This window comes from Providencia sp. PROV156 (assembly GCF_028480905.1).
In the GTDB taxonomy this organism is placed as follows: Bacteria; Pseudomonadota; Gammaproteobacteria; order Enterobacterales; family Enterobacteriaceae; genus Providencia; species Providencia hangzhouensis.
This window is the reverse complement of sequence record NZ_JAMPPE010000001.1, coordinates 252,911-271,596: the sequence shown is the minus strand read 5'-3', so window position 1 is coordinate 271,596 and position 18,686 is coordinate 252,911. Positions and strand designations below refer to the sequence as shown.

Here is an 18,686-nt window from a genome sequence, read left to right as displayed (position 1 = left end):
GTTTTATTAACGATGGAACAAAAATGGCTAAAAAATCGATAAATCCAGCGTCTGTCTTTAATTCTTTGCAGTATGGCTTTAGCCAAGCCGTAGAAACAAAGGGAATCCGACAATTATTTTTATCGGGTCAGGTTGGTGTGAATGCTGCGGAAGAAACTGTTGCTGGGGGAATTTACGAACAAACCGTGCAATCATTAATTAATATTGAACATGTATTGCATGAGGCCGGTGGCGATTTATCTCATGTGGCTATGCTACGTATTTATATTAAAGAGGGCTTTAATAGCCATGAGGAACAAGCTGATATTGCGCGAGCATTAAAAGAAAAATTTCCAAATATGCCACCTGCATCTTCTTGGGTTATTGTTTCAGGGCTTTCCTTACCGGAATGGTTAATAGAAATAGAAGCTCATGCAGTTTTGAACTAAATTTATTAGAATAGAAAAGCCGACAGTGGAAAAATCGGCTTTTCTGGCACTCGTGGTATTAGTGTTTTACTAATGTTGAGAAATAATAAACAAGAGGTACTGCAAGGATCCACAAGCTAATTGGAATTTCTCTCCACTTGCCAGCAACGGCTTTAATTAAGATATAGAATAGCAACCCACCGGCGATACCCGTACCAAAGCTATTAGCGATTAGCGTAATCATCACCATCATTAATACTGGTAAGCCATCAGTAAAATTGCCTAAGTCCACTTTTCGTAAACCGCTGAACATATTTAGTCCAATTAAAATTAGAGCTGGAGCTGTGGCTTGGGCTGGGATCATCAATGCGATAGGCGTAAATAACAGCATTAATAAAAACATAAAGGCAGCAGCAAGGGCGGTCATACCTGTTTTACCCCCAGCTTCTGCGGCAGCGGAGGACTCAATGAGTGCGGTTGCCGCTGGAATACCTACCCACGGGCCTAATGCAGCAGCAATTGAGTCAACGATAAAGGGGCGGTTAATATTTGGCATATTACCTTCTTTATCTAATAAGCCAGCCTCTCCGCCAACGGCTAAAGTTGTTCCCATGGTTGAGAAAAACTCAGCAGCAAAAAAGACAAATAAGAAAGGTAGGAAAGCGATATTTAATGCGCCAATTAAGTCTACATGCCCTAGTACAGGTGCCACAGAATGTGGAATACCAATAAAGCTTTCAGGCAATTTTGTGACACCAAAAGGAATGCCTAAGAGGGTTGCAAATAAAATTGCCCATAAAATTCCGCCTGGTATTTTGCGAGCTTGTAGTGCAATCGCAACGAAAAAGCCTGCGAGTGCAACTAATGCACCAGGAGAAAGGAAATCCCCAAGCATTAGTGCATTTGTTTTTGGGTTAGCAAGTACTAACCCTGCATTTCGAAAACCTAAAACGGCCACGAACAGACCAATTGATGCAGTTAATCCGAGTTTAATTGATTGGGGAACAGAGCGTGTAACAACCTCACGCAAGCCAAATTTAGTTAATAGGAAAAATAAAATTCCAGACCAACAAGCAATGCCGAGCCCTATTTGCCAGTCAATGCCTTCACTACCCGCGAGAGTAATTCCGACAAGAACAGAGCCTCCGATACCGGGGCCAACAATAAATGGTAAATTCGCATAGAATGCCATTAATAAACTGGCAATGACGAAGACAATAATTGTTCCAGTGGTTGCTGCGCCTTTATCCATTCCTCCTGCGGCAAGTAAACCGGGGATCACGACTAGCAGGTAAGCTGCAGCTAAAAAACCAGTAACTCCGGCTAAACACTCTGTTTTCACTGAACTCCCACGTTCACGTAAAGCAAAGCGTTTTTCCAGCCAACTCCCTGATGTTGGCGTATTTATTGAACTGTCAGCCATTAATAGGCTCTCCTATCATTATTTTTGATATTTTTAATTTTCTAAGCGTGCTTAACCGTATGGATAACAGCGTCAACGATTTGACGTGTTGTTCCATCCGTTAATCCTAAATCGGTTAAATGTGGCCCTGCATTGCAGGCAAGACAAGTTCCCTCAATGGCTTTAAATACGCGGTAAGGTGGTTCCCAATCTGCAATTTCACTGCTTAATTCACGTAATTGACGAAACTGAGCGGCTAATTCAGGCGCAGGTAAATCAGATAACATCCCCGCTATTGGCATCGCAACATGGGCTAAAATTTGGCCATTTTGCACTAACGCCATACCTCCACCACTCTCGATTAATAAATTAGCAGCGATAGCCATATCATCGGGGTCACGTCCAAGAACAACGAGGTTATGTGAATCGTGTGAATAGCTTGTCGCAATGGCTCCGCGTAATTCACCCCAGCCCTCAAGTAAGGCTATTTGAGGTAAAGCATCGTGACGGCCGTGACGGTGTTGAACTCGAATAAGACTGAAATTATTCGGCAGTTGTACCACGCTATTTTTGATTTGTACGTCAACTTCTCCCCATTGGGTAAAGCGCGCCCCACGAATATGACGTAAACGCGCACTACCATTATTTATTTCATCAATTTTTAATGTGCAATCATTTGGGGTAATAGGTGAAAGTCGCATGGTATCGCGTGGAGGTAAAATGTCATTAGGCACATTTAATGCATTGATAAGCTGATTATTTTCAGCAATTTTTCGTCCAGACACATACACAGCTTTCGCTTTCAAAGTTTCCAATGAATCGAAGATAACTAAATTTGCTTTTCTACCTGCGGCAATCAGGCCAAGGTCATGGCGTTGCAAGCGTATTGCAGCATTAAATGTAGCAAAGCGTAGTACGTCCGTTGCCGGCATTCCATGCTCAATTAAAAGGTTAAGTAACGCAATAATGCCACCTTTTTCAATTAACATATCGGGCGGAACATCATCCGTACATACTGTAATTTGCGATGATAAATGTGGTAAGGATTTTAATGCGGCAACAATATCGGGAAGAAGGTAAGGATGAGAGCCACGAATTTGTAATGTAAGGCCCGCACGCAGTTTTTCAAGGGCATCTTCAGCCGAGGTTAATTCGTGATCAGATGTGACTCCGGCAGCCAGATAAGCTTGGAGATCAGCCCCATTTAAGCCTCTTGCATGGCCTTCTATAAGTTTACCTGATGTAATTCCTGCATTTAGAATTTCTTCCATTCTATCACTGCCATGGAGCACGCCAAACATATCCATAACTTCAGCCACACCACGAACTTCCGGCCAACTCAGCATGGTTGACATTTCATCCCCAGCAAAGTCTGCACCAGACATTTCTAGGCCAGGTGTTGATGGTACAGATGAAGGGGCTGCAACCATAATATCTAGCGGCAAATTTCGGCTAGAATCAATGGCATAACGTACACCTTCTAGGCCTAGCACATTGGCGAGTTCATGGGGGTCCCAAAATACAGCTGTTGTTCCTTGAGCTAGAACTATCTCGGCATAGCGAACAGGAGGTAAGTGTGAGCTTTCTAAATGAACGTGAGTGTCTATTAAGCCGGGTGAAATGAAATAGCCTGATAAATCATGGGTTTCATTTGCATCAGTACGGGTTCCAGTAGGGTGAACGCTAGCAATTAGGTTGCCGGTGATCCCGATATCTGCAAGGCGAACTTCACCTGTGACCATATCGACAATATTGGCATTAGCGAGTAAAAGGTCAAAAGGCTTTTCACCTTTAGCGGATTGAATGACATGACGCCTGTTTTGTTCTGTTATGCTCATAAATACCATTCCTTCAATTTAATGACTGTTACTTTATGAGCAACGCAAACGTTTGCCAAGATGATAAAATTTATCATGCGATAAGAAATGGTTATAATGAACAGATATATTGGCTAATCCAATAAAAATAAAAGTACATTATTATGATAGAACCTTGGCAGAGACTGCCAGCACTTACGCTCAAACAACTACAGTATTTTGTGACATTAGCAAAACTGCGTCATTTTACCGAGACAGCAAATCGTCTAGCGGTGAGCCAACCTGCTTTGAGTAGTGCTTTGCGGCAAATAGAAACGGTTATTGGAGGAAAACTAATTAATCGTACCGCTTCATCCGTAACATTAACGGAGCTAGGCGCAGCAATTTTACCACATGCACAGCAAATACTGAGTGTTTCTCACCGTGCATTTAGTGAAATTCAAAAAATAATCGTGGAAGGTGGGGATGGAACATTGCGTATTGGGCTGGTTCCTTCCGTAAGTTCTTTGTTATTTCCTGCTGTACCTGAATTATTAACTCAATATTTTCCGAGGCTTAATATTGAGTTTTATGACCAAACGAATGACGCTTTGATTGATAAACTTATCAATCATGAAATTGATTTTGGCATTGGTGTGTTAGATAGCTCAGTGCCTCAAAATTTAAATATCTTTCCCTTGCAGGATGACCCTTTTGTTGCTGTTGTTCATCATGATGATGCCGTGTCTGCCAATGAATTTCACTTGCCGTGGAAATTGCTAAATAATCGTGATATTGCCGTATTTTCGAAAGGTAATATTCAACGTTTAGTTGCTGCTACGGTGGAAAGTCACCGACTAAAATTAAATATTCGTTATCAAGTAGATTATATTGAAACCTTGTATGGCTTAGTTCGTTCAAAATTAGCGATTGCTATTTTACCACTGCTTTATACTGTACATTTACGAGACCCGGAATTGAAAGTTTTGCAATTACAACAACCGGAGTTAACGCGCACAGTCGCTTTAATTCGTAATAGTGAGCAAGCGACGCCACTAATGGACGAGGTTTTTCAGGTATTGTTAAAAGTATTGCGTGATAACAACGTATGAGATTTATCAACTAAGGCAGATTACTACCGCATTTATCGTAAAGTTATTTTATTTGAATAACTGAATAATGGTTTCAATATCGATAATAATATCTTAAAGAGTGTTACAGATAGCGCTCACTTTTTATTTAATAAATTGATTTTAAAAAGCTTTGGAATAACTTTATGAATACTATACTAAAATATAGCTGTTTTATCGCCGCGGTTATATTACTTTCCGCTTGTGATGATATGGAGCTTTTAAGTGGTAAAGGTAAATTTTATTATAGTAACCCAAGCGCAAACACGATTAGGTTTAAGCTAGATGGTAAAGATTATGATGTTTTACCAGAAGATAAAGGTGTTGTTTTACTTTCTAGCGGGTTACACCAGTTAGAAAGCGATGAGGGTAACGTGACGGATTTTTTTGTCTTTGAAAATAACTCTGGCGGTATTATTAACCCAAATCATTTTGTTTATTACACATTGTCTGAAGTTTATGCTGTTGATGGCAAAGAAGAGAGGTTTAAACCTGCGAGTTACCCCATTACGATTAATGGGCACGAGCTTGAACTGCCAGTTCGCAGTTCTAATGCAACGCTTATTGATGGAAATATATTTAGGTGTAGCTACCCGGTTGGTGAAAATTTTCCAGATTCAATCACACTTTATGATGATAAGTTAGATGGAAATATTAAATCAAAGTGTTTTGATAAACATGAATTAATTGCCTATTTAGATAATGAATACGGACAAAATTTATTACCGGATCCTGCTAATCATGAAGCTGTGGATTCTATCAATGTGGTATTTATGTATGGAGTCCCAACTGTTACTTTTGATAATGAGGATGTACAGGCAAAGGCCGAAAAATTAATTCAGTTAGTTACGCGGTTAAAAAGTACCGATGATGTGAATATTCATGAAGAATTAAACCAAGAATTTCATCAGGCTATCACAGAATTAGTCCAGGAGCAGGCTCGAAGTGCTTCATCAAATTCTGTTGCGGAAAATATTAAATATAATCATTTCATTCAAGAAATTAATGTAGTAAGAGAAAATGGTATTTGGTTAAAATAGTAATCATTTAAGTAGATTTACTCTTTACATATTTACTCAAAAAACTATTTCGAGTAATAATTTTTTTGAAATTAATTAAGAAAATGCTTATTAATTATACAGAGTAATCTTATTTGAAATAATTGGCGAAAAAGCGAGATTGGGGTAGTTATATTTTTATTAACCTCACCAAGGAACTCGGCGATGAATTTATCCATACAATCTGTTTTCACCGTCATATCAGCTGTATTTTTGTTTTTATTTTCTTCTGTCGCTAGCAGTACAACTATTATTGATACCAAAAAGGAACCCGATGTTTTAGATTTAGTATTCATTCTTGATAAAAGTGGCTCTATGTCAGGTTTCGAGACTGATACAATTGGTGGATATAATAGTGTATTAACTGAAAATAAAGGAAAAAAAGCAAAAACCTACATTACAACTATTTTATTTAATGACAAAACAAGTTTACTCCATAATAGAGAACCCATTGCAAAAGTTTCTAATCTAACACTTGATGATTATCCTGTTGGTGGCTATACCGCATTGTTAGACGCAATAGGAGAAGGCATTGAAAAAATGCAAGAAAATAGAAAGGTTACTAAAAATAATAATGTCCTTTTTGTAATAATTACAGATGGGCAAGAAAATAGTAGCCGTAAATATTCCCAGGCGAAAATTAAAGCTATGATTAAGTCTGCTGAAACAGAAGATAAATGGGATTTTATTTTCTTAGGAGCCAATATTGATGCCATTTCTGAAGCGGAAAATATTGGGATTAAAAGTTCAAATGCCACTGGTTATGTGCAAGATGGGACAGGCTACGATAAAGCTTATCGTGCTGTAAATAAAGCGGTGGAAGCTAAACAAATGTCTGCGCCAATATCAGAGGACTGGAAACAGGAAGTCGAAGCGGATGTGAAGGAACGTAAAAAATAATAATGTGTTCAATTAAAAAGAGATGAATATCGCTTAGAATAAAGCCCTTACGGCAAATGCAATAAGGGCTTTCATTTTATAAATATAATTAGCTAGTTTGTTTTAAGGCTGTAAACATTTTTTCAGCAAGTGTGTCTTGTGCCGATTGGACTCCAGGTAATACAAAATAGTACCCTCCACCAAAAGGCTTGATATAACGTTCAAGTGGTTCGCCATTGAGCCGTTTTTGAGTGTCAATAAAGCCTGTCTTTAAATTTTGTTGAAAAGAGACAAAAACTAAGCCCATATCGAGAGTTCCTGTTTCGGTTAACCCCAGTGAATAGCTATAACTTCTTCGCCTTAGTTTTGCGGTATAACGTTCAGGGTTACGAGGCTCTGCACGGCGCATATGGGAATCAAATAAAATACGGTCACCATGAGGATCTTTTTCAAACTCAGGATCATCATGCTCATTTTTCATGCCGATTGGTGCTCCTGAGTCTTTATGTCGGCCAAAATCATTTTCTTGATCTTCTAAGGGGGTTCTATCCCAAAACTCTAAATTAAAACGAATGAGACGTACTGCTTGGTATGTCCCTCCGTCGCACCAAGACGGCTCTTGGCTGCCTTTTGTTATCCATATTAATTCGTTCATTAACGAATTGTCATCGGCAGGCGCATTTCCTGTTCCATCCTTAAAACCAAAAAGGTTGATAGGAGTTGAGTGGTTATCAATATCTCTTGCAGGTAAGAAACCATCTATTTTCCAGAGAGGAAAACTGTATGGCGAAATATGACGTAGGATGTCACGTAATGCATAGATAACGCTTTCTTGGCTATTCGCACATATTTGCAGAAGAAGATCACCACCACACCATTTTTGTTCTAGTCGATCGTTAGGAAAACTGGTCATTTCACTAAGATGTTTAGGCTTAATTTTATTTAAGCCGAACCGGTTATCAAAAAGAGAATTTCCTAAAGCAACGGTGATAGTTAGTGAGTCGGGTTGTTGTTGTGTCCCAAGAATACCTGATTCTGCCGGAGGCATCTTATCGTTATTGATTGACGGCTCTATTTGGGGTTGAGTTAAGTGAGCAATACGCTGAGTCAGTAAAGTAAAAACAGTTTGTAATTGTTCGACAGAATTCGCTGTAGTATTAAATGCAATAAAAGTGGCATTTTTGGGTTCAGGCGTTAAAACACCGGCTTGGTGTAGCCCAAGATAATTGATTGCTTTGTTATAGGTGAGCTGGCAATTAGCAATTTTCCCTTGCGCTTTTAATGTTGGAGCCGCTAAAACTGCGCTACTAACTGCGAGCATTTTTAGGGCATTACGCCGAGACATTCCGTTGGTTTGCAATATACTACTAAGTTTAGCTTGCATAAATATATGCCTTAATATTTATAGTAAACATCGACATCAAGCTCAGCACGTAATTTGGCTAAGGTTTCAGCTTGCTGAGTGAGTAATGAATAAAGTGCCATTTTGTCTTTTAATTGTAATTGGCTATAGGGTTGATATGTGGTATTTGACAGTTGATATGGCTGCATTATTTGGTTAATCAGCTGTTCATTTTGCTGTATTTTATCCAGTGTTTCTGGCTTGATAAAAGGTTTAAGAACCCCAATTATTTTTTGTGCTCCCTTTAAATTAGCGGCAATATCAGTTAAATCAGACAAACTGTAGATATTTTCTTTACCCCCCAATTTCGTTTCTAAGATCATTTCAATAAAATCAGCCGAGGCTTGCACGAGCTTGGGTATTTCGATGGTTTCAGTTGCTACTCGTTTATGCAAATCACGCCCTTTGAGTAATAGCTCTTGGTTTGCCGCTAACGCAAGTTTGGCATCCTTTTGCATAAATAGCTGGTACTCAACAAGATGAAACCCCGTAAAGCGGTAATCTGTTTCTTTATCGAGGAAATAATCGGCTCTTGGGTTAATTGTCCTATCCGTATTACCAAATAAAATAATAATCGGGCGCACTGTTTCATAGTACTGGTGAGCTTGAATATATGCTGTTTGAGCTTGTTGCAGCTTCCCTTGCTGTAAACTCTGTTGTAACAATTCCAATTGTGTGATCATTTCTGCCAATTGATTAGTGGCAAAGGTTAAATAGGTTTGGATTGCATGTTGATATTTTTCTGGAGTGGGTATATCACCTTTAGCAATAATGATGTTGTCCCCTGTTTGCACAGGGGATCTTAGTGCTTTACTTTGAACCAAAGTAGGAATGGCAACACTGAGTATTAAGCTAAAAGACATCCATTTGATATTCCGCCTCAGTGAGCTAGACATTTTTTTTGCTCCGAACAAACAATGGGATCACAATAGCCCAATAAAGGACAAAGGTAATGACGCTGAGCCAAATCGGTTGTGAACGGTAGGCAAAGAAAGAAGAGATAAAATTGCCAGCAATACCAGAATCATCGAGAAATGCAGTTGTATCCCAAGCGGGGTAAATTAAAAACTCAGGGATAGCGAAATCATATTCAATCAGTAAGTTAGTACTTTCTTCTACACCTTTAAGTAAGAGAGATAATGCGAGGAATAATAAAATAACCCCAGTAACTTTAAAGAAGATAGACCACGAAATTAAGCGATTTGTTAGTAGGAAAACATAAAGTGTAAGACCTGCAATCGCAATTCCACCACCGACCTCGATAAAGAAAGTCGAGGCATTAGATGTGGTTAGCGACATAATAAAGCTAGATAGGAAGACGACGATTTCACTCCCTTCGCGGGCAATGGCAATAGCAATAATCAATGCGGCTCCCCACCAGTTATGGTGGGCGGCATTACGGCTTATTCCTGACTCAATTTCGGATTTCATTGAACTTCCATGTTTGTTCATCCAATACACCATTTGGACAATCAGGACACAGGCGAGTAACTCCATAAAAATCATAAATAGTGATTGCCCAGTGTCATTGAGGACATTGAATACACCATAAATGAGAAGAGCCAATAAGATTGAGGTTATAACCCCGATAGCGACACCAGCCCAAAGGTATTTCATACCATTATGTGCGTCAGGGTGACGTTTAATCCACGCATAAATAATGCCAATGACAAGTAGCGCTTCAAAGCTTTCACGCCAAACAACAAACAGAACTTGTCCCATGCTAAATCCTTTTATTTCGCAATGATCTCGCCTTTGGGGTGAGAAAGGTGGAAGTCATCAAAAAAAGTGTACGTGCCAGGTTTCAGTGGTGCGATTACCACTACTGAGCTTGCACCCGGCGCTAAAACTTTTTCTTTTCTTAATTGAATGCTTTCAAACTCTGCGGGTTCAGTACCTGTGTTGGTAATTTTAATGCGGATAATCGTTTTTGCAGGAACTTCAAGAACTCGCGGGATGAGATCACCATTTTTCATTTCTAATTCGACAGTATATTTTTCTGCAGCAAATGAAGATAAGGGAACTATTGTACAAGTGATAACCAGTAAAAAACTCAGTAATGTTTTCATTTTGGCTTGGTTTATCCTTTAATAACGACAAACAAAAAAGGGCTTACGCAAGATAACTCCCTTGGTTAAGCCCTTAACTAATTTTAATAAAAAAATTAGTAACTACCTTTACGGCCAACACCTGCGTAGTCAAAGTCCCAAGAGACTTCGAACGGTTGGAACCAAGGGGCTACACCTGTTTCTTTATCAATATGGCGGCCAAAGGCAACTTCTTTATTGTGTGATGGCGGGTAAATTTTATAGGTGACGCGGTATTTACCATTGCCATCTAATTTTATGTTTTCCCCATAATGAGGGCCATCACTCGCCACCATAGGCATAAATGTGCCTGTTTGAGTTTGTGGTTTATCACCGAGTTTAGTCACTGAATACTCAATGGTCAGGTAAGGGATCCAATCGCCTTCTGCAAAGCCATTTGGGTTATCTTCAACAGCGTGAATATCTGCTTCTAAGTGGACATCTGCTTTATCTGCAGCTAAGTGAGACATCGCATGATGGCCTTCTTCGGTATCCATTGTAATGGGCTGTAAATAAACACCTTGGATTTCCATTCCGTTTTTGATCACAGGGTGACCGAGAGGGTACTCTTGAGCGAATGCTGAGATTGAAAACAACGCGAGACCTGAAACAGCAGCTTTATAGGCGAGTTTCATTATTTTTGTCCTTACCATAAGTGATATAGAATAGTAATGATAATCATTACTATTAATAAAAAACAAGTGATAATTTCTGATAAGTTGACAACGCGTTGCTGAGAATGATTATTTTTATATAAAAATCTATGTGTTAGAAAAAGTTATTATTCTTCAAAAAATAACTTGCTAATAGTGTGCTCTATTAGGCAGTTTATTATTATCTACGTGATATATTTTGAATGTAGATATTCATGACAAATGAGTTTTTCATCAATTTTGTTGAAACTAAAGGTATAGCCATGCAACGACGTTATCTTGATTGTTCAGCTTCAGAAATCGCAAAATTCAATAAAAAGAATCTATTAGAATCAATTAAAGCCAGTGAAGGGCGAATATTGGTTTCTGAAACCATTGGTACAATTCAGCCTGTATTAATGACCGTAACGAATGCTGAATTAGCTGCAAGCCAAGGTGCCGATATCCTGTTGCTGAATGTTTTTGATGTTAATCAACCGACTATGCAAGGCCTGCCCGAAGGGATTGAACCCGAAGAAATCATTCGAACGCTTAAGCGTTTAACGGGGAGAGCAATAGGCGTTAATTTAGAGCCCGTACCTGAGGGATTTAATAATCCAACACAGGATGCGCAGTGGAAAATGTCAGAAGGGCGGTTAGCAACAGTAAAAAATGCCATTAAGTTAAAAGAAATGGGTGCTGACATTATTGTTTTAACGGGAAACCCTGGAAATGGAGTCACTAATCAGGAAATTAACCAGAGCCTTAAAGAGCTTAAAGCTGTTGTTGGCGAAGATATTGTGCTTATTACAGGGAAAATGCACGCGGCAGGGGTTTTGAATGCCTCGGCTGAGCAACTCATAACAGAAGATGATATTCGTACCTTTATTAACAGTGGCGCAGATATCATTTTGCTTCCGGCTCCAGGAACGGTTCCCGGGATCTCGTTAGAATTTGTGCAAAAAATGGTGGGTTATTGCCATTCCCAAGGTGTGATGACAATGACAGCGATTGGGACTTCTCAAGAAGGCGCAGATTTACAAACTATTCGGCAAATAGCATTAATGTGTAAAATGGCCGGGACAGATTTACATCATATTGGTGATTCAGGGTATAACGGAATTGCATTACCTGAGAATATTTTAAATTATAGTATTGTGATCCGAGGGGTTAGGCACACTTACTCTCGTATCGCTCGTTCAATTAATCGCTGATTGGTATTCTTAGGTGGTTTTTACAGAATAATTTGTGAAAATCACCGACTAAAAGCAAGATTTGTTTCTATCTATTCTAGATTTAAATTCATATTATTTTCGATAAAAATTTATACAATTCCCTCAATTCTTCAGGTAAAATTTCGCCCATTTTTCTAAAACAATATTTATAACACAATAAAAGAAGTGAGTTATGTCGCAAAATACTAATCCGGTACCAAAAATTGGTTTCGTTTCGCTCGGCTGCCCGAAAAACCTAGTTGATTCAGAACGCATTTTAACTGAATTACGCACTGATGGTTATCAAGTGGTTCCAAGCTATGATAATGCTGACTTAGTCATTGTGAATACTTGTGGATTTATCGACAGTGCAGTGCAGGAATCATTAGAAGCGATTGGGGAAGCACTGAATGAAAATGGTAAAGTGATTGTGACTGGATGCCTTGGTGCGAAAGAAAACCAAATTCGTGAGGTACATCCAAAAGTTTTAGAAATCACTGGCCCACATAGCTATGAGCAGGTACTTAACCATGTTCACCACTATGTACCGAAGCCTGAACATGACCCTTTCTTGAGTTTAGTCCCTGAGCAAGGGGTAAAATTGACACCAAAGCATTATGCGTATTTAAAAATTTCCGAAGGGTGTAATCATCGTTGTACTTTCTGCATTATTCCTTCAATGCGAGGGGACTTAGATAGCCGTCCAATCGGGGATGTGTTAAATGAAGCTAAGCGTCTGGTCGCTTCAGGAGTCAAAGAGTTACTGGTTATTTCCCAAGATACTTCTGCATATGGTGTTGATGTTAAAAATAAAACGGGTTTTTGGGATGGTCAGCCTGTAAAAACTAGCATGGTGGGGTTATGCGAACAACTTGCTTCAATGGGCGTATGGGTGCGTTTACATTATGTTTACCCTTATCCACATGTTGATGATGTTATCCCGTTGATGGCAGAAGGTAAAATTTTACCTTACTTAGATATTCCATTACAGCATGCAAGTCCGAAAATTTTAAAATTAATGAAACGCCCCGGTGCCGTTGAAAGAACACTTGAGCGGATTAAACGTTGGCGTGAAATTTGCCCTGAACTCACCTTACGTTCAACATTTATTGTTGGATTTCCCGGTGAGACAGAAGAAGATTTCCAAATGCTATTAGATTTCTTATTGGAAGCTAAGTTGGACCGAGTCGGCTGTTTTAAATATAGCCCTGTCGAGGGAGCGAAAGCGAATGAATTAGCAGATCAAGTTCCTGAGGAAATAAAAGAAGATCGTTATCATCGTTTTATGCAATTACAACAGCAAATTTCTACACAGCGATTACAAGATAAAATTGGTAAAGAAATTTTAGTCATTATTGATGAAGTTGATGATGAAGGTGCTATTGGTCGTAGTATGGCTGATGCACCAGAAATTGATGGTATGGTTTATCTCAATGGTGAATTTGAGGTTAGCGTTGGGGATATAGTGAAAGTATTAGTTGAGCATGCAGATGAATATGATCTGTGGGGAAATATTGTTACTGCTTAATTTAATAAAAGCGTTCTAGAAGTGTATATGGCTAACTTAGATAGATTCAGTTAGCCATTTTCTTTTTTACCACATTGATTTACTACTTTTAATTATAAAAAATTGATGTGGATCAATGGTTGTAAACCTATCAATTAATAACTTGATCTAGAATATAATAATTAAATGGCAAATTGACATAATCAGATAACTCTTATCGAAGAATAAGGATAACTATGTCAACTCATTTAATATTTCCAACTACAACACCTGTAAAAGAAAGTATTTATAATTCAGGTAATTATGAATATATCGTAGAGCTTGCTCATACAACCATTGAGAGCGGATTAGCCTCATTACATGATAATAATATTCGCAGTTCTCTACTGAGCACTGATGGGAAAACGCTGTGGCTCAGTCATGAGCTTGATGGTAATTTTGAGATAGCAAATTTACTATCTGATAATTTAACTTATGGGGCACAGCTTAGGTTGTATGCAGAGCCAATTGAATTACATGGAATTTTTTATTACTTAGCACCAGTGTATTCACATACTGGTGAGCCTGTACTCGTTGTTGTTTTATCTTCAACTAAGAATAGTTGCAATATTTTGTTTGCACTTACGCAATCCTTAGCAAGGGAAGTGAGTGAAAAATTGAAATTTCACTATTACGAACAAGGTATTTTTAAGGTAGATAAGGACGAACAACGGTTCGCTAACTTAGATATTCATTCAGTTGAGAAAGCTTTGATTATTGAAGTTGCACGAGCTTGCAAAGGTAAAATTCAAAAAATGCATAAAGTCCTTGATATGGGACGGACAACATTATGGCGCAAGCTAAAGCAGTACGAAATTAACATTAAGGACTACAAATAGCTCTCCTATATGCTCTGAATGGTAAAAAATAGCGCTTTCGCGTGTTTTTCGAACAGCTACAAAACATAAAAACAGCGAAGCGCGAAATATTTACCAACATTTTGAACGTTTGAACGACAGCCGATAGATAAATAAAGCGTAATCTATCTACTTGTATCGTTACTTGATGTATTGAGAAAAGAAAATGAAAACGATGCTTATTATGCTTGGATACGGTAAGGAGGTATGTCGTTTGTAGCCTTATTTTTTTAGTTTTATGAGAGAGAAAGTTCGTTGATAAAGGTTATTGTTTTACTAAAAAAGTAGTGAGATATGGGGAGGGTAAATAATACTTTAATAACTAAAAAAAATGTAATTTTATTTTGTGATTATTAGTGGTTATTATTACCATCTGAATTATTAATTTACTTAGGTTTTTAATCCATAACAGAGTGGTGTTGTTTTTATCACTTATAAAAATAAGTTATTATTTCAAAATTAACAGAATATTAATCTATATTTATCTAAATTATAGTACCTTTAGGTATTTTTCATATAGTTAATTTCTGATGGCTTAGAATCAAGCCATCAGAAATAATAACGCTATAAGAAGGTAAACATAGCATATAGATTAAATATATCTAGGATAGGTATTAATATATTCGTATTCTTGAATAAGTTGTGGTAGTGATTTTATTCCTAATTTTGTATAAATATTAGAGCGATGTACCTCTACAGTTCTTGGTGATAATGACAGTTTTTCTGCGGTTTCTTTACTGGTATTACCTTCTAATATCATATCCATAATTTCTCTTTCTCTAACCGAAAGACGATTAAATTTATCAGAGAGATGAGTATATTTTTTATGCTTCTCTTGCATACTTAAAAATAATTCCATCGCGTTACTAATGGAATTTGATATTTCGATATCCTTGAAAGGAAAGGGAAAAAAATCAAAAGCTCCAGATTTAAAGCTTTCTCGACATAGACTGATAGAAGGCTCTTCGGCAAGTACAATGAATGGAACAATACCAAATGAATTATTTATATTGTTTAATCGATTAATACGATTTTCATCATTGTTTAAGAATAATAAAATACATTCCTTTACATTACTCTCATTAGGGTAAGTATAATTACTCATAAACACTTCTTCGTTATTATAAAATCTAAAGATAAAACCAAAAGATTCCATCATTAATTTCAGTTTATTCTTAAAGACATTATCACTTTCTACGATTACGTGAATGGTGTTATTCATCACCATACTCCTGTTGAACTGATTTGATATTCATACTAATCTGATAAAATACGTAGATAAATAAAGTGAAATTTAAATTCCACAATAATATTTTCTACTGATCGTTGTTTTTTTTATTAATGTAATACTGACCTTAATTTATATTAAAAACATCATCTAGTTAAATTTAATATAAAAATAGAAACAATAGTTAAAGTTTGTGTCATTGGGTAATATTCGATTAATGACGTGTAACATTTTAGGTGATTTTACTTATTAAATGTGTTTTTATCATAAAGTGATAGACAGAAATATTGCTAAAGCTAATCAATAATATCTTAAATCATTAGTCATAAAAAGTCTTAGATGTACACTTATGTTGTTTTTTGAGGTGATAGCTCTTAACTTGTGAATTGACGAAGATTAAGTACTTTTTATATCTAACATGTTAAAATTAATACTTACCTAGTTTTGATGAGTGAATATACTTAATGGCTTCTTTAAAAGACGTAGCTCGACTTGCAAATGTTTCATTGATGACTGTATCAAGGGCAATTAATAGCCCTGAATTACTAAAGCCTGAAACCTTGAAACAAGTCCAACAAGCTATTGAGTCACTCAATTATGTCCCTGATTTTTCAGCGCGAAAGATCAGAGGGAAAAGCTCTAGGGTTTCGACAGTTGGTGTTTTGGCCCTCGATACAGCAACTACCCCTTTTTCTGTAGAAATCATTCTTTCAATAGAACAAACCGCGAGACAATTCGGCTGGAGTAGCTTTGTAGTTAATATTACATCTAGCGAAGATAGTGAAAGAGCTGTCCGACAATTATTATCTCAGCGGCCTGATGGTATTATTTATACTACGATGGGGCTTCGAGAAGTAGCGATTCCAGAAACATTACATAATAATCGTTTGGTTCTTGCTAATTGCATAGATAAAAATGGGCAGTTCCCTGCTTATGTGCCAGATGATTTTAATGGTCAATTTAATGCAGTAAAACGCTTAATAGAGAAAGGGTATCGAAATCCTCTTTGTCTTTATATTCCGCAAGAGACACTTGCTGGAAAAATGCGCCGTGAAGCAGTGGAGTCTGCGTGGGCAAGTGCTGACTTACCGCTAGCATCACTTCAGCAACACCATTTAGAGTTAGGCGATGAGCATTATTTAGATGTTATAGCTTTAATTAATAGTCATTTTAAGAATAAAAAACCGAATTTTGATGTCATTATTTGTGGAAATGACCGTATAGCATTTTTAGCTTACCAAGTACTACTTAGCCGTGGCTTACGTATTCCACAAGATATCGCAGTACTTGGCTATGATAATATGATAGGTGTCGGGGAACTATTTTATCCTCCATTAAGTACGGTTGTGTTACCGCACTATCAATTAGGCCAACAAGCCGCTTTACACATCATAGAAGAACGGCAGCAAAATAGTGTTGAATATGTTGCTTGCGACTTGTTAGAACGTAATTCTTTTTAACCTTGCAGAGAAAAGCAAATCTAGTAGCTTGCTATTCAATGGATTTTTTGATCTCCCAATAAATCGCTTTTTCGAGCTTTGCTTGCTGATTTATTGCAAATAATCTTAAGTCCCGCTCACTTTGATGGGGGTAGATTCGACAACTAAAGTTGAGTTCACCATCATTAATAAATACTTCCAAGCTAGAGTGATCGATAAAAGCATTTATTTTAAGTTGATGACCTTCAGGTATTGGCGCACAACGACTATCACTAATTGTATATTCAGGGTAATGACGCATTAAGGTTAATTGCTGACTTTGGTTATCAATGTAAAACTGTACGCCGTATCCTACCCAAAAGCCGAATTTTTCAGCAGGGCTTTGCGGTAAGTCCCAGATAAGTTCTATTTCACAACTTGTCGCATTCTCATTCAGTATGATTGTGCTGTTTTTAGCTAGTGTTGTTGCGGGAAAATGGCTTGCGGACTGACGTAATGTTTTCAATTCCTCTATAGGTTTAGCGACAATTTTACCTTGTTCATTCAGTGTTAGCTCTCTAGGTAAAGTAAAACATCCTGACCACCCATGTTTTTGTGTGGGCATATGGCTTTCCCACATATCCATCCAAGCGATAGCGATACGGCGGCCATCTTTAGCTAAAAAGGTTTGAGGTGCGTAAAAGTCTTGGCCGAAATCAAGTTCTGTAAATGCATGTGAAATTTTATAAGATGAATTAGGAGACCAATTACCAACCAAATAACCATTTTGAAATAGATTTCGATACTGATAATTTTTTGCCTTTTTTCCTTGAGGTGAAAAGAGGGCAACAAATTGTTCGCCTAATGGAAAGAAATCAGGACATTCCCACATATAAACATTATTGTCGTCAGTTTTTGCCAGGACTTGGTAGTTTTGATCCCAATTTAATAAGTCTGTACTCTTAAATAAAAGTATTTGTCCTTGATCTTGGGAGTCTCTTGCGCCGACGACCATCCACCATTTTCCATCTTGTCGCCAAACTTTAGGATCTCGAAAGTGCATATAACCATCGGGTGCAGAAAGCACAACACCTTTCTTTTCGAAATGAATACCATCTTCACTGATTGCAACACATTGTGATTGGATGATTTGACTATCATCACCTGGATTTGCTAACCAGATGTGGCCCGTGTAGAACAGATATAATTTATTATCGTAACTAATTGCAGATCCTGAGAAACATCCATCTCGGTCATAGTCTTCACTAGGTGCTAACGCAATTGCCTGATGTTCCCAATGTACCATATCTGTACTTGTTGCATGCCCCCAATGCATGGGGCCCCAAATCGCACTAAATGGATGATGTTGATAAAAAGCATGGTATTGGCCTTGATGATAGATCAAACCATTAGGGTCATTCATCCAGCCTGCATAAGGGGCAAGGTGGTATTGTGGGTAAAACTGCAAGTCCATATTTTTCCTTGCTGTTTTGATGGCTTCGTTGGCTAGTTCAAGTTGTTTTTTCATTATGGCTTCCTGAATGTTTTTCGATCGCAATAACAAAATAAGCACATGAAATTCAATAATAGGTGCGTTTATTTGCTGGTTTCTTTATACTCAATGTTAACG

General features: G+C 37.7%; 17 protein-coding genes. 8 read left to right on the top strand and 9 right to left on the bottom strand.

Annotation, left to right across the window (positions count from 1 at the left end; all coding sequences use genetic code 11):
- The first annotated feature begins 23 nt into the window (after nt 1-23).
- Nucleotides 24-428, top strand: a complete 405-nt coding sequence (locus tag PSF31_RS01125) for a RidA family protein (protein WP_096863299.1) — start codon at nt 24-26, stop codon at nt 426-428.
- 58 nt (nt 429-486) lie between these two features.
- Here PSF31_RS01125 and PSF31_RS01120 read toward each other — a convergent pair whose 3' ends face one another.
- Nucleotides 487-1,830, bottom strand: coding sequence for an NCS2 family permease (locus tag PSF31_RS01120; protein WP_096863298.1), 1,344 nt, complete (start codon nt 1,828-1,830; stop codon nt 487-489).
- 41 nt (nt 1,831-1,871) lie between these two features.
- On the bottom strand, nt 1,872-3,647 hold the full coding sequence (locus tag PSF31_RS01115) for an adenine deaminase (RefSeq protein ID WP_096863297.1): 1,776 nt from the start codon (nt 3,645-3,647) through the stop codon (nt 1,872-1,874).
- Nucleotides 3,648-3,790: 143 nt separating this feature from the next.
- Between PSF31_RS01115 and PSF31_RS01110 the strand changes: the two genes are divergently transcribed.
- The 3 genes from PSF31_RS01110 (at nt 3,791) to PSF31_RS01100 (ending at nt 6,693) form a co-directional block, all read left to right on the top strand.
- Complete coding sequence (locus PSF31_RS01110) at nt 3,791-4,717, top strand: LysR family transcriptional regulator (protein WP_004260644.1); 927 nt, start codon at nt 3,791-3,793, stop codon at nt 4,715-4,717.
- A gap of 164 nt (nt 4,718-4,881) precedes the next feature.
- Nucleotides 4,882-5,775 carry a hypothetical protein gene (locus tag PSF31_RS01105; RefSeq protein ID WP_004260642.1) on the top strand — a complete coding sequence of 298 codons (894 nt, stop codon included), beginning with the start codon at nt 4,882-4,884 and terminating at the stop codon, nt 5,773-5,775.
- A gap of 183 nt (nt 5,776-5,958) precedes the next feature.
- Entirely contained in the window at nt 5,959-6,693 is a 735-nt protein-coding gene (locus tag PSF31_RS01100; RefSeq protein ID WP_050763767.1) for a vWA domain-containing protein, read from the top strand.
- 88 nt (nt 6,694-6,781) lie between these two features.
- Here the strand turns inward: PSF31_RS01100 and efeB are convergent, their stop codons facing one another.
- From efeB to PSF31_RS01075, 5 genes are all read right to left on the bottom strand, one after another.
- Nucleotides 6,782-8,056: an iron uptake transporter deferrochelatase/peroxidase subunit gene (gene efeB, locus PSF31_RS01095; RefSeq protein WP_004260629.1), complete on the bottom strand. Its 1,275-nt coding sequence runs from the start codon at nt 8,054-8,056 to the stop codon at nt 6,782-6,784.
- Between the two features lie 11 nt (nt 8,057-8,067).
- Nucleotides 8,068-8,970 (bottom strand): EfeM/EfeO family lipoprotein, encoded by a 903-nt coding sequence (locus PSF31_RS01090; RefSeq protein ID WP_004260627.1) that lies wholly within the window; start codon nt 8,968-8,970, stop codon nt 8,068-8,070.
- Nucleotides 8,963-9,796, bottom strand: a complete 834-nt coding sequence (locus PSF31_RS01085; RefSeq protein ID WP_096863296.1) for an FTR1 family iron permease — start codon at nt 9,794-9,796, stop codon at nt 8,963-8,965. The genes PSF31_RS01090 and PSF31_RS01085 overlap by 8 nt, the downstream gene beginning before the upstream one ends.
- A gap of 11 nt (nt 9,797-9,807) precedes the next feature.
- The gene (locus tag PSF31_RS01080; RefSeq protein WP_004260622.1) at nt 9,808-10,143 is read right to left on the bottom strand and encodes a cupredoxin domain-containing protein; all 336 of its coding nucleotides are present in this window, start codon (nt 10,141-10,143) and stop codon (nt 9,808-9,810) included.
- Between the two features lie 95 nt (nt 10,144-10,238).
- On the bottom strand, nt 10,239-10,796 hold the full coding sequence (locus PSF31_RS01075) for an iron transporter (RefSeq protein ID WP_036958299.1): 558 nt from the start codon (nt 10,794-10,796) through the stop codon (nt 10,239-10,241).
- A gap of 281 nt (nt 10,797-11,077) precedes the next feature.
- On the opposite strand from PSF31_RS01075, the gene PSF31_RS01070 reads away from it, so the two are divergent.
- The 3 genes from PSF31_RS01070 (at nt 11,078) to PSF31_RS01060 (ending at nt 14,392) form a co-directional block, all read left to right on the top strand.
- Nucleotides 11,078-12,007, top strand: a complete 930-nt coding sequence (locus tag PSF31_RS01070; protein ID WP_096863319.1) for a DUF7916 family protein — start codon at nt 11,078-11,080, stop codon at nt 12,005-12,007.
- A 193-nt stretch (nt 12,008-12,200) separates the two neighbouring features.
- Nucleotides 12,201-13,535 carry a 30S ribosomal protein S12 methylthiotransferase RimO gene (gene rimO, locus PSF31_RS01065; RefSeq protein ID WP_004260618.1) on the top strand — a complete coding sequence of 445 codons (1,335 nt, stop codon included), beginning with the start codon at nt 12,201-12,203 and terminating at the stop codon, nt 13,533-13,535.
- A 215-nt stretch (nt 13,536-13,750) separates the two neighbouring features.
- Nucleotides 13,751-14,392 (top strand): helix-turn-helix domain-containing protein, encoded by a 642-nt coding sequence (locus PSF31_RS01060; protein WP_096863295.1) that lies wholly within the window; start codon nt 13,751-13,753, stop codon nt 14,390-14,392.
- 610 nt (nt 14,393-15,002) lie between these two features.
- Here the strand turns inward: PSF31_RS01060 and PSF31_RS01055 are convergent.
- Entirely contained in the window at nt 15,003-15,632 is a 630-nt protein-coding gene (locus tag PSF31_RS01055) for a response regulator transcription factor (RefSeq protein WP_096863294.1), read from the bottom strand.
- Nucleotides 15,633-16,102: 470 nt separating this feature from the next.
- On the opposite strand from PSF31_RS01055, the gene PSF31_RS01050 reads away from it, so the two are divergent.
- On the top strand, nt 16,103-17,098 hold the full coding sequence (locus PSF31_RS01050; RefSeq protein ID WP_004260608.1) for a LacI family DNA-binding transcriptional regulator: 996 nt from the start codon (nt 16,103-16,105) through the stop codon (nt 17,096-17,098).
- Nucleotides 17,099-17,129: 31 nt separating this feature from the next.
- Here the strand turns inward: PSF31_RS01050 and PSF31_RS01045 are convergent, their stop codons facing one another.
- Nucleotides 17,130-18,584: a glycoside hydrolase family 32 protein gene (locus tag PSF31_RS01045; protein ID WP_096863293.1), complete on the bottom strand. Its 1,455-nt coding sequence runs from the start codon at nt 18,582-18,584 to the stop codon at nt 17,130-17,132.
- Nucleotides 18,585-18,686: the final 102 nt, after the last annotated feature.

Excerpts from the sequence above, each read along its gene's own strand:
- PSF31_RS01125 (WP_096863299.1), top strand. The coding sequence starts at position 24 with ATGGCTAAAAAATCGATAAATCCAGCGTCTGTCTTTAATTCTTTGCAG.
- PSF31_RS01105 (WP_004260642.1), top strand. The coding sequence starts at position 4,882 with ATGAATACTATACTAAAATATAGCTGTTTTATCGCCGCGGTTATATTA.
- PSF31_RS01100 (WP_050763767.1), top strand. The coding sequence starts at position 5,959 with ATGAATTTATCCATACAATCTGTTTTCACCGTCATATCAGCTGTATTT.
- PSF31_RS01075 (WP_036958299.1), bottom strand. The coding sequence starts at position 10,796 with ATGAAACTCGCCTATAAAGCTGCTGTTTCAGGTCTCGCGTTGTTTTCA.
- PSF31_RS01120 (WP_096863298.1), bottom strand. The coding sequence starts at position 1,830 with ATGGCTGACAGTTCAATAAATACGCCAACATCAGGGAGTTGGCTGGAA.
- PSF31_RS01115 (WP_096863297.1), bottom strand. The coding sequence starts at position 3,647 with ATGAGCATAACAGAACAAAACAGGCGTCATGTCATTCAATCCGCTAAA.
- efeB (WP_004260629.1), bottom strand. The coding sequence starts at position 8,056 with ATGCAAGCTAAACTTAGTAGTATATTGCAAACCAACGGAATGTCTCGG.
- PSF31_RS01050 (WP_004260608.1), top strand. The coding sequence starts at position 16,103 with ATGGCTTCTTTAAAAGACGTAGCTCGACTTGCAAATGTTTCATTGATG.
- PSF31_RS01070 (WP_096863319.1), top strand. The coding sequence starts at position 11,078 with ATGCAACGACGTTATCTTGATTGTTCAGCTTCAGAAATCGCAAAATTC.
- PSF31_RS01060 (WP_096863295.1), top strand. The coding sequence starts at position 13,751 with ATGTCAACTCATTTAATATTTCCAACTACAACACCTGTAAAAGAAAGT.
- PSF31_RS01110 (WP_004260644.1), top strand. The coding sequence starts at position 3,791 with ATGATAGAACCTTGGCAGAGACTGCCAGCACTTACGCTCAAACAACTA.
- PSF31_RS01080 (WP_004260622.1), bottom strand. The coding sequence starts at position 10,143 with ATGAAAACATTACTGAGTTTTTTACTGGTTATCACTTGTACAATAGTT.
- PSF31_RS01045 (WP_096863293.1), bottom strand. The coding sequence starts at position 18,584 with ATGAAAAAACAACTTGAACTAGCCAACGAAGCCATCAAAACAGCAAGG.
- PSF31_RS01085 (WP_096863296.1), bottom strand. The coding sequence starts at position 9,796 with ATGGGACAAGTTCTGTTTGTTGTTTGGCGTGAAAGCTTTGAAGCGCTA.
- rimO (WP_004260618.1), top strand. The coding sequence starts at position 12,201 with ATGTCGCAAAATACTAATCCGGTACCAAAAATTGGTTTCGTTTCGCTC.
- PSF31_RS01055 (WP_096863294.1), bottom strand. The coding sequence starts at position 15,632 with ATGAATAACACCATTCACGTAATCGTAGAAAGTGATAATGTCTTTAAG.
- PSF31_RS01090 (WP_004260627.1), bottom strand. The coding sequence starts at position 8,970 with ATGTCTAGCTCACTGAGGCGGAATATCAAATGGATGTCTTTTAGCTTA.